Origin of the sequence: Bacteroides sp. 1001302B_160321_D4, assembly GCF_015667765.1 — a bacterium.
GTDB classification, from domain to species: Bacteria; Bacteroidota; Bacteroidia; order Bacteroidales; family Bacteroidaceae; genus Bacteroides; species Bacteroides xylanisolvens.
Window position 1 is genome coordinate 1 of the sequence record NZ_JADPLO010000106.1, and the last position, 10,138, is coordinate 10,138.

Consider the following 10,138-nt stretch of genomic DNA (forward strand, 5'->3'; position numbering starts at 1 on the left):
GACAAAGAACGATTCGGACCAAATGGGCCAAGTTTATTTAATTTTTAATTCGTCCCAATTTTAATGGGACACTAATGAAATAAAAAATAAAAATAATATATATATGCCCTTTTCAACGTTTCTCGCCTTTCCATGCACGTTTGTCCAAAACGTTTTTGATAGAATGAAGGGGAGGAGAGGGGAGCGAAAAAAGAAAACCCGGTACGCTGAAGCGCACCGGGAAATAATACTATCGCGTATATAACAGAAATGTCTCGACTTATGTTAACGCAAGTCATCAGGATAAAATACTTGAGAAATCAGTTCGTATTCACGAGGTAGAGATTTGACACCTACAACTACGCAAATCCCTTTTGCTGCAAGCTCATATAGTCTCTGTGTCGTGATGATAGAACCGCGAAAGTTGTAATTGCTGCATAATACAAAATATGCAGTTGATAGGTCAATGGAATAGATGTCCTTGTGTATGATCTTCTTTCCATCTGAAGGTACTTTTGCAAATCCTAAACGAACGGCCAGGCGCGACATGAGTTGTTCTCGGTCATCTGCAGTCGGTGCGATGATAACCATTATTTTATTCTCTTTTTTTATCGTCATAATGTTGCGTGTTAAAGCGAAATTTTGTATATTTACAGAGTAATAAATTGGGATAATCTACTCATCTGCGATTAGAGTAGAAGTGAGGCTTAGTTGTAGCCGGTACCATTTTCGGCACATGTCGAATTGCATTATAATCATCAGAAAATTCCAGAAAACCCTCTAAGCTGTTCTTTCGAATCATTTCTTCCATCATATACATAGTCGCTATTTTTATGAATAAATCGCGTGATGCCGGCTTGCAATATTCGTCAATACGAATGCTATCACCTTCAGGAATAGCGGCCAGAATGTTATTTACTGCATGGTAAAATCGCATGAATCGATCCGGGTTCTTATGGAAGATAGGCATGACTTCATCTAATACATCTTTATAACTCTGCATTTTCATATCTGTATTGTTTTACGCCAATTCTTGAATATTCTTCAAGAAATTGCAAGTTCCTAGTTGGTTCTATTCATTAAAAAAACTTGGTCTTTTAACAAAAGCACATTTCTGTTATGAGGTTATTTATTTATTTTAAATTCAAAAATATTATCTATCAAATTATCCACAAAGACATTATTTAAAGCATCATATTTTTCACTCCAACTTGATTTCTTGTAGTAATCTAAAATCTGGTTTGATGTGCGTTTTATGCTTTTAATGTGCGTATATAGGGGGGACTTATTCAGGTATAACTTGCTAGGAAGTACTTGCAAACAGTAATGTTTTCCAATATAATCTTGTATAGGTCCATCATCTTGTATGATAAAATAATATTCAATCCCGTATTTTTCAAGCCAATAAGCAATCCTGTATGCAAAATAGCAACATCCACCAGAGTTTATATTATACAGCCTATCTAGTTCATAGGCTGTATAATTCAGTTTTGTAACTACAAATTCCATGATTTACATAAAGTTTACATCACATCTTTTGAAGCAATACATTGCTCTTACACGTTCTGCATCAGATATATTTTTCTCTATCCAACTAAACGAAATTTTCTTTTTCATAAGACATTAAGCTTACCTATACAGCATTAGGTTCAAGTTCTATTCTGTTTTATGCAATTAATATTTCTCTCCATTCGATAGATAAGTAGCCGGGTTCTGGGGCTGGTCCGTACCATGCAAGATACCATTTGCCATATTTATTGGCTCGCCACATTTTACCCTCATACTTTCCGGTCGGTATGGTATAAGAATACTCCGGCAACCCTTTAAAAGTTTGTTCGCTCATGAGTGCATGAGTTTTATCCAACTCAATGTAACGTCTATGCGGTTGTTTCCAACTTTGCCCTGACGGGTCGGTGATTGGCGGTATTATTTGTTCTCCATTCATTTCTGATTTGTTATTAGTTAATTCTGTCAAGCCAATCACGAACGCATTTTTCCACTTCTTCATAGCTGACAAACGTTCGTTTTTCAACAACTACTAAGTGTCGCATTAATTCACCGCGAATCATTCCTGTATCATCCTTCCAAACGTTTATAGCTCCGTTATTTCCGGAAGAAGTACACGCATATCCCAATTCTAGTGTCGGTTCTATATCGATAGTATCGTTAATCCAATATGCATCAACCTTACGCCTTTTTACTCCCGGAAGCCCGTCTAGTTGACAAAAAGGCTTTTCCTTCTTTACGACTATATTCTTATTCATTTCTGATTTGTTTTGATGGTTAATGTGTTTCAAAATAAAGAGGAATAATCTCTTTATTATCAACTTCAAATTCTTGTACAAAGCTATTATCAACAGTTTCGAGCCGTAATTCAAAACCGTCTTCAGTGCAACACATCGTAATATCTTGCATTTTACGCAATGGCATTTGTTCATACTCTAAACATTTACTAAAGAAATCCTTTACAACCCTTGTGTATCTGTTTTGAAATTCAATTGCATTCATAATTATTCTTGTTTTACGCCAATCCTTGATAATTCTTCAAGAACTTGCAAGGTCATTACTTGGTCTTATTCATTAAAAAACTAGGTCTTTTAACAGTTTGCTATTTTGATTTGATAGCTAGTACTTCTTCCCATGCATCTTTTCACGGAGTTCGTTATACTTCATTTTCTGCTCGATGTGCCAAAGTAGGCCTATATCTAAGTACTTGGCAAGCCCGAAGATTGATAGTATCATATCATTCACGGCTGTAGGAAAATCAAATATTCCGTCATACCTAACAGGAAGTGTAGAGATGGAATAGATTGATTCGGTGAAAGTTTCGTCTTTACAGGCTTCTGCCATATCTTCAATACAGTCATCAATATCTCCGTTGGCAAGTTCGAGGCTTATTCCTCGAAGTCCTGCAAGATCAAGCAAGCGGATTACAGCATCGGCTAACTCTTCCTCAATTGAGCCTTTTATAGTTTCATTGTATGCGACTTCGTAACCACGCTCTTTGGGAATGTCTGGGTCTAACCCTTGACAAATGCGGCTGTTAGCAATCTTCTTATTATACCGATCAACATTGGCACGCTTTCCCCTTCTATCAGCTTCCACAGCTTCCATTAGTTCGGATATTACAAGACAAAGACAGTGCTCGTTACTCAATTCTTGATCGTGGAAGCCGTGTTCACAAGCGGTTTTATATGCCCTATCACGGAGGGCGTTCAAATCTATTTTACTCATATCTGTATTGTTATGAGGGGTTATACAATTCATATCCATTATCCCAAAGACTATCACTGCGAAAATTGAAGAAATCTTCCAAAGAGATACGTACACCATCTTCTAAAAGAAGAAATCCGTTTTCAATAGTCATCCATTCGTCAGAGGAAAAGAAACGGTGCGTAACCTTCTTACCCTCTTTCATTGCTTGTATAGCTTCTTCTTTGCTCATTACTAATTTGTTATTCTTCAGTTATGCAAAAAACTATCTTCTTTAAAAGTTTTATTTCCCAGGCATGAACAATGATTTTCTGTTTTCCTTTTTGGATCACAATTTTCCCATTCGTATCCTTGCCTATCAGCAATGGTTCTTGTTCTTCGGGTAATTCAATATTTTCGTTCATCTCTAATTTGTTATACGTTAATCCTCAATGGAATATAATGCCTGCATACACTCGAAAGGGAAAGATGAATTTAAAGCATCATATACTTCTTCCGGTATATCATCTTCGCTTTCAAAATTACCTTCAACACTTTCAGAGCCAAATGCTGTTGCAACGTGCTTCTCTTTATACTCCTTACCATTAATGGTTACGGCTGTTTCCCACCCGTCAGAAGTTACTTCGATTACTATCTTATTCATTTCTTTTTCGGTTATGAATTTATATTGATATATCCTATTCTAACAAATCCTCTGTTGCTGTAGTAAGAACATATTTTTCCCAAATTTCTACAGTATTTTGTATCTTTAATGGAACATTCTTTGCATGATACATTATCTCTCGGTTGATACAGAACACCTTCTATTACAATTCCATCAATATTCATTTCTATCTTGTTATTAGTTATCTTCTACTGTAACAGATTCTATCTTTTCATGCTTGGGATTGCTGCCTTTCAATAATTCATTTTTTACCCTATCGGCAATCCGATCATTACTGACGGTATTCTTATCCTCGTAATCGTAGGATATGACAATGATTATCTTCTTCTTTTTCATTTCTTTTTCTGTTTTACTCATAAGATATCTCTGTGAGAAGCATACATGTGTAGCCATTTCTCTGACCAGTCAATTGTGCTTATCATCCAACCATACGGGATTTCTATATGTGGATTATCAGGATAATAAGCGTACCAGTGTATACTTATCTCACTTTCATGTTGTACTACTTCAAAGTCTCTTATTTGGCACTTTAGCCGTTTTATGATTTCTTTTTTGAGTTTGTCTGATTTGAGGCAGACTTGCTGTATTGTTAACTTTTCCATATTCTCAAAAGTCTATTAATGTTTGTTCATTTGCAGAATCATCTTCTGGAATCCCATCTCCTGTATAGGATCCTGTTCCAACAGTAAAATATTCTATTCCTCCAGCTTTATCATCGATGATAGGACGACCATCTTTATCCAGTTGGAAAGGTTTGCCAGTTTTACTGTCGTATTTATGTGGGTTGAATATGTAGCCTTTCCAGTCACAATACATAATGAACTTCTTTTTGAATGCAGTCGGTGATATGAATTTCCTTTGAGCAGGATCATATGTACAAAAGGCATCATATAAGTCCTTCCGGACAAGACGCTGATTTAAATGTTCATTTGAGGAGAAATATTCGTCTGCCCAGGATATGAGGGTTTCGCCCATTTCTTGGCGAAGCTTCCGTTGTTCGAGTCGTTCTCCTGGAGCTTGCACGACTCCAAACTGAAGATAGAGCTGTATGCAGTTGGCCAATAAGTTCCAAGTGAGATTCCATTGGTCGAAATCCCATTCGGAGAAAAAGAGTGTACCAAAGTCATCAATAGGCTTACGTGAATCGTTGTAATAATCGGAGAAGGCAAGGAGCCACTGTCGATCAGTAAAGCTGGAGCCACTACCACGAATTGCATGGTTGGTGGCAATGTAGATTTTGGGAGATGCGGAAAAAGGTATAGTAATCCTTCTGCCTCCTTTATAGTTAACACTCCAATCTCCGGTAATATTGGGGAATAAAAATTCAAAATTGAAGTTCTGCAGTACGTCATCAATGAATACTAGCTTAGTATTTTCAAGTACATCATTCCAAACAAATTGATCATTGAAGAGGTCGCTTCTTTTTCCAGGTATGTAAGCTGTGGGAATAGCGCAGCGCATGAGTTCCCCAATTAAAGATTTACCACTTCGGCCATTGGAATCACCTACTTCGGATTGTTTTCCGTCCATTCCGACAACAGCTTTTGAAACGTTATTATCTTTAGCTTCCATTATCATATAACCTATGGCACATAACTTACTTAAAAGATGAATTCGATTCTCATTCTCTTCATCGGCATCTTTCTCTACTTCAGACTTCCGCCAGGAGAAATTGCTGGCATTTTTTAGAAAAAGGAGATAATGGCATTTTTCCCCATCTTTTGAGATAGAATAGGTATAATGATTTTCTTGATCTACCTTGAAAGTGATTAATGGGTAGCCCAAGTATTTGGAGGGAATCATTTTTCGTTGTTCTGCCCATATATGGTGGCTGATATTCTCGTATCCCATTTCTTGTACACTGTCTTTGGTTATGTACCAACATTTGGTATCGAAATAAAAATATTGGCTTTCTCTATTAGGCTTTATAAAATTCGGTTCAATGAAATTGAGAAGTGATAGTTTGTCCGGACCTACATATTGAGATACCCCTTTGATAAGCATCTCGTTTACTTCCTTTTTACAATAATGTTTTGCAAATTGAAATAAATAGTCTCGTGCATCCGATGCGTCGATTGCTTGGACGACCGGTGGATCAAGGTGAATAAACTGATAGGTTTTGTCAAGACGACGAAGACGACCAAAACCGCGATTTTGCAGAAAATTATGGGAATTGACATAGCAGAATTGATATTCAATACGCGGGTCTCCTCCCCGGTCTTTTTTCTCTACTTCTTCCCAAAATTTTTCATCATCATCGAAAGGTTGTGCTAGGACAACTTTGCCTGTGTCATCAAACTTCCATCGGTATCTTCCGAATACAAATTCAGGAAGGTTTTTGAGAATATCCTTATGACGTTCGGCAAAAGCTTCATGAGAATGCAGACACCATAACTCTTGTAATTTGTGATCGGTCCAAGTTGTAACCTTGAACATTTCAACATACTTTCCAAGACCTTTTTTTTGATTGCACGCAAATTCGATATCCTTTGCCAATTCATCTTCATGATCTTTAAGGGTATTTGAAAGCAGGTCGTCCAGACCTTTGTCTCCAGCTTCATTCTTCTGAATGTGGCCAACAAAAACTTCTACGTAGATATTTCGATTCTTAAGAGTACGCATATACTCTTTGAAGTTTTTGGCAGCGTAGAAAAAACAGTAAGGACGTTTTTCGACACGGTCATTAAGTCGGATATTAGTGCTGATATCATCCCAATCAGAGTCAAATATGAATGCAACTTCTTTAACACCACATGTTGTGATGATCTTTACTAGATCTTCCGGAAGAGAGCTGTTTTCTTTACTACCTAAATTTTGAATGCCAGAAACAGCAATTGAGGGAACTCCGTGTTTGCAAGCCTTCTCTGCTTTTTTTTCTCCTTCCTGGATATAGAGTCTGGGGATTTGCTCTTTCTCCTTATACATACGGCGCAGTTTTTCTGGAATATAGATAGGCGTACCACTTCCTGAAGGTGATTTATATTTGAATGGTTTCCCTTCTTTGTCTAAATGTGCATCTGGAAATTGCCATCGTACCCGAAAATATTCTTTCCGTTCACCTGTGTCTTTTTTTCGATGATCTTTCCTGGAATAGGTAACCGGCATGCCTTCGAGATCATAATATTCTATAATCACGTCATCTCCGGATGAATCAATCTCTCCGGATCCGTTTATGGTACCAGGATGAAATGTACGTGCCTCGAAAATTGATTTCGTATCACCGGTTTTATATATCTTGGCTGTGACATCTTCAAAAGTTAATCCAGAATCAGAAAGCATTTTAGAACAAAAGCTGCAGACATCATTGCCTTTAGCTTTTTTACTTCCTTTCTTCATTTTCTCGATCTGCTTTTTTTTCTGTTCCGGACGTTGATCAAGAATTACGTTGAATTTGTGTGCCAGATATTCGAGAGCATCTGGGAATTCTTTTTTTTCGACTCTCATTAAATAGTCAAGTGCACCAACTCCGTTGACTTGATGGCAAGAAAAGCATCCATAAATATCTTTGACCGGGTGTATGCTAAACTTCTTCGAAGCTTTGCATACAGGGCAGTCACATATGTAACTAGTCCCAGATTTACGAAGATTCTGGAAGTCTTGTACCACATCAATTAGGTGGCTGGCTGATGCGTCTTTGATGCGTTTTATATCATCATCAGTAAAATTCATAGCTATGGTTTTTTATTTGGTACGGAGAAAACAAGTTCTTTGAGTTGCAAATGAAGCTGTTTTCTAAGGACTTCAATAGGACTGGATAAAAGTTGCGCGTCTGCCTGCTGAATTATCTTTAAAAGATGTTGAGCGTCTTCTGGATGAATATCATTAATGGTGAGTAAACCACGATTGTCAATGTCTACATACATAGTATTATCTTTTTTTACGCCCTCCTACGGCTTTATGGTGATAATTTAACTTATACCGTTGCCGTAGTTTTTCCGCATATTCAGATGTTGCATCTTTGGGATCAACGAGAACTTGCGTCCGGGCGTCTATTCTTAACAATATCTTGTTTGATTCTAGCTGAACAGATTGCTGACAAAGAGCTGCAACTTCTTCCGGATCATCGTTCTCAAAAAGATTTATCTTTTCTCTTTTTTGAGTGGATGGGCTGGGGGAGTGAACAACTTTCATAGCTTACTATTATAATTCATTTAACAGCTCTTCAATAAATTCCTTTAAGTATTGAGGCATCTCCTTTGTTTCTATCTTCTCTTTTTCTTGGAATCTATAATAGTCACAGGCCGTTAAAATGATATTACGGGCAATAAATGAGTTTTGCATGATCTGTACTATAGCTGGTATGATATTGATAGGGGAACCGGTAATTACTGCCGGAGTGGCAACGAGAGAATCTTGCTCTTTATAAAAAAAACAAAGAGCACTCATATTATTTGATTTAATAATATTTGAAATTTCATTCATTGCGGAAGTTATACGTTTTTCTGTTTCTTCAAAGTTTTCCATGACGTTTACTTTTATGTTAATAATAGAAATAGTGGGTATTTGGGATTCGAACCCAGCCAACAGAGAAATGCTGAACACTCCGTTATGCTACCTTACACCATTACCCGTATGCCGGGAATTTCACCCGGCAAATCTTGTGTAACAAACCTAACCAGGGATTGGATACCCTACATGCCTCCTTAAGCACGTTTTTAATGATTAATAATGATAAACTTCTATTTCCTCATTTGAATATAGAAAATGTATAACTAAAATACCGGGTTTATCCCGGACGCATTCCTTGTGCGTAATTTGATTAAATAATATATGGTTGATTAATAGAAGTTTCCTGTCTTCTGACTCGATATTCAGTACGTGTTCTGCGAGAACGGCGTACTGTATATGTTGAGTCTGTAATGATCGTAATTTCTCCACCGATGAACAAGAAAAGTAGTATAACCGATACTTGTCTTCTAACAAAAGGGGATAAGTCAAAGCTTATATTGTGGTGCGTACAAAACCACCATGCTGAAATTTCGTTGATCTTATTTAGTCCTAATTTCTCTTTGACTTTACGAAGGGTGTTGTCTACGGTCCGTACGCTGATTTGTAGCAGTGAAGCTGTTTCTTTATATGAGCCTCCCCACGCAACACATTCGGCTATTTCGTTTTCCCGTTTTGCAAGTGTGACTTTTAAGTTCATAACTACATATCTTCAATGGTCCAACAGTCTGTTATATCATATTTTTTAAAGACTTCTGTAATTGCCGAGAATAGAGTTACAGAAATATCAATAATCCCGGCATTCAGTTTTTTTGAGAAGTACGATCGTGATGGGTTATTTAAAACCTGTGTCAAGTCTGATTTGAGCTTGTCTTTATCTTCTAAAGAGACTTGCAGATATCCTTTTTTAAACGAATAGCGTTTTTTCGCTATTGCGGATGTTCTAGTTTTGTTGTACATTTGTTGCAATAATTTTGAAATCACTGTGCAAATATAGAGAACTTTTCTCTATTTGCAAATGTTTTATGAGAACATTTCTAATAAAGTGGATATTTTATTGCGAATTGTTCTATAAATGAAAACAAATAATGGAGAATAGTTCTATTGCTAAAGAGACATTTATAGACCGACTTGAGTTTTTTATGAAAACTGAAGGATTGAATTCTAATAGCTTGACTGTCGCAGCAGGCCTTTCAAATGGTCTTATAGGTAAAGCTTTAAAGAATAGGTCATCTATGAATTCAGATAGTATAGAACGAATCTTGTGTGCTTACACAAACTTAAGTGCCGAATGGTTAATGACTGGTAAGGGTACTATGTATGTGAACGATCAGCCTGCGAAAGCATCCGATATTCCTAACAACTTGAATAGTGACAGTTTAGTCTTTTTTTTGCGTGATAAGAATAAGGAATTGGAATGTGAAAACAGGAGATTACTCGTAGAAAACGCATCTTTGAGAACAAGATTGGAATTACTGGATGATTCCAAAAATAAAACAGGATGACGATTATTAAAGGGGGAAAATTCCCTAAATAAATAGTGAGAAATAACAAGAGATAGAAACTTTAGAAACTAAGAAAATGTTTCGGTTCCGGTTACGTTTGTAGCCCGCTTACGAGGTAGATTTCTGATTATTAGTACTGAAAATAGTACGCCAGGAACCTCAACTATCACTTTGAAGCCCTTGAAAGTGCTTGACTTTCAAGGGCTTATTTTTTACGGAGACCGTTTCGGGGGACCACTGGCTCAGTCTGAAACCTTGGGGGATTGCGTTAAAATTCTTATTTTTGCATCATGAAAACATCCTCTTCCCAAACGATTGATCCTGTTGCTTC

Annotated in this window: 18 protein-coding genes; 1 reads left to right on the plus strand and 17 read right to left on the minus strand. The window is 36.9% G+C overall.

Annotation, left to right across the window (positions count from 1 at the left end; all coding sequences use genetic code 11):
- Positions 1 to 264: 264 nt before the first annotated feature.
- The 17 genes from KFO40_RS24470 to KFO40_RS24550 form a co-directional block, all read right to left on the minus strand.
- A complete protein-coding gene (locus tag KFO40_RS24470) occupies positions 265 to 597 on the minus strand; it encodes a hypothetical protein (protein WP_211146889.1) in 333 nt (110 codons plus the stop codon).
- Positions 598 to 658: 61 nt separating this feature from the next.
- A complete protein-coding gene (locus tag KFO40_RS24475; protein ID WP_211146890.1) occupies positions 659 to 988 on the minus strand; it encodes a hypothetical protein in 330 nt (109 codons plus the stop codon).
- 116 nt (positions 989 to 1,104) lie between these two features.
- Positions 1,105 to 1,488: a hypothetical protein gene (locus tag KFO40_RS24480; RefSeq protein WP_211146891.1), complete on the minus strand. Its 384-nt coding sequence runs from the start codon at positions 1,486 to 1,488 to the stop codon at positions 1,105 to 1,107.
- 157 nt (positions 1,489 to 1,645) lie between these two features.
- Complete coding sequence (locus KFO40_RS24485) at positions 1,646 to 1,987, minus strand: hypothetical protein (RefSeq protein ID WP_211146892.1); 342 nt, start codon at positions 1,985 to 1,987, stop codon at positions 1,646 to 1,648.
- A complete protein-coding gene (locus KFO40_RS24490; protein ID WP_211146893.1) occupies positions 1,938 to 2,243 on the minus strand; it encodes a hypothetical protein in 306 nt (101 codons plus the stop codon). The genes KFO40_RS24485 and KFO40_RS24490 overlap by 50 nt, the downstream gene beginning before the upstream one ends.
- 19 nt (positions 2,244 to 2,262) lie before the next feature.
- Complete coding sequence (locus KFO40_RS24495) at positions 2,263 to 2,487, minus strand: hypothetical protein (RefSeq protein WP_211146894.1); 225 nt, start codon at positions 2,485 to 2,487, stop codon at positions 2,263 to 2,265.
- A gap of 117 nt (positions 2,488 to 2,604) precedes the next feature.
- Entirely contained in the window at positions 2,605 to 3,213 is a 609-nt protein-coding gene (locus tag KFO40_RS24500; protein WP_211146895.1) for a hypothetical protein, read from the minus strand.
- A 10-nt stretch (positions 3,214 to 3,223) separates the two neighbouring features.
- Positions 3,224 to 3,424 carry a hypothetical protein gene (locus KFO40_RS24505; protein WP_004318042.1) on the minus strand — a complete coding sequence of 67 codons (201 nt, stop codon included), beginning with the start codon at positions 3,422 to 3,424 and terminating at the stop codon, positions 3,224 to 3,226.
- Positions 3,425 to 3,434: 10 nt separating this feature from the next.
- On the minus strand, positions 3,435 to 3,596 hold the full coding sequence (locus KFO40_RS24510) for a hypothetical protein (RefSeq protein WP_211146896.1): 162 nt from the start codon (positions 3,594 to 3,596) through the stop codon (positions 3,435 to 3,437).
- A 17-nt stretch (positions 3,597 to 3,613) separates the two neighbouring features.
- Complete coding sequence (locus tag KFO40_RS24515; RefSeq protein WP_211146897.1) at positions 3,614 to 3,835, minus strand: hypothetical protein; 222 nt, start codon at positions 3,833 to 3,835, stop codon at positions 3,614 to 3,616.
- A gap of 198 nt (positions 3,836 to 4,033) precedes the next feature.
- Positions 4,034 to 4,192, minus strand: coding sequence for a hypothetical protein (locus KFO40_RS24520; protein ID WP_211146898.1), 159 nt, complete (start codon positions 4,190 to 4,192; stop codon positions 4,034 to 4,036).
- Between the two features lie 270 nt (positions 4,193 to 4,462).
- The gene (locus KFO40_RS24525; RefSeq protein WP_149943880.1) at positions 4,463 to 7,525 is read right to left on the minus strand and encodes a CHC2 zinc finger domain-containing protein; all 3,063 of its coding nucleotides are present in this window, start codon (positions 7,523 to 7,525) and stop codon (positions 4,463 to 4,465) included.
- A 2-nt stretch (positions 7,526 to 7,527) separates the two neighbouring features.
- Complete coding sequence (locus KFO40_RS24530; RefSeq protein ID WP_049702402.1) at positions 7,528 to 7,719, minus strand: hypothetical protein; 192 nt, start codon at positions 7,717 to 7,719, stop codon at positions 7,528 to 7,530.
- Between the two features lie 4 nt (positions 7,720 to 7,723).
- On the minus strand, positions 7,724 to 7,987 hold the full coding sequence (locus KFO40_RS24535; RefSeq protein ID WP_049702403.1) for a hypothetical protein: 264 nt from the start codon (positions 7,985 to 7,987) through the stop codon (positions 7,724 to 7,726).
- Between the two features lie 9 nt (positions 7,988 to 7,996).
- The gene (locus KFO40_RS24540) at positions 7,997 to 8,320 is read right to left on the minus strand and encodes a hypothetical protein (RefSeq protein ID WP_049702404.1); all 324 of its coding nucleotides are present in this window, start codon (positions 8,318 to 8,320) and stop codon (positions 7,997 to 7,999) included.
- 295 nt (positions 8,321 to 8,615) lie between these two features.
- Positions 8,616 to 9,002 carry a helix-turn-helix transcriptional regulator gene (locus KFO40_RS24545; RefSeq protein ID WP_049702405.1) on the minus strand — a complete coding sequence of 129 codons (387 nt, stop codon included), beginning with the start codon at positions 9,000 to 9,002 and terminating at the stop codon, positions 8,616 to 8,618.
- 2 nt (positions 9,003 to 9,004) lie between these two features.
- On the minus strand, positions 9,005 to 9,262 hold the full coding sequence (locus KFO40_RS24550) for a hypothetical protein (protein WP_049702406.1): 258 nt from the start codon (positions 9,260 to 9,262) through the stop codon (positions 9,005 to 9,007).
- Between the two features lie 128 nt (positions 9,263 to 9,390).
- Here KFO40_RS24550 and KFO40_RS24555 point away from each other — a divergent pair, with 128 nt between their 5' ends.
- On the plus strand, positions 9,391 to 9,807 hold the full coding sequence (locus KFO40_RS24555) for a hypothetical protein (protein WP_049702407.1): 417 nt from the start codon (positions 9,391 to 9,393) through the stop codon (positions 9,805 to 9,807).
- Positions 9,808 to 10,138: the final 331 nt, after the last annotated feature.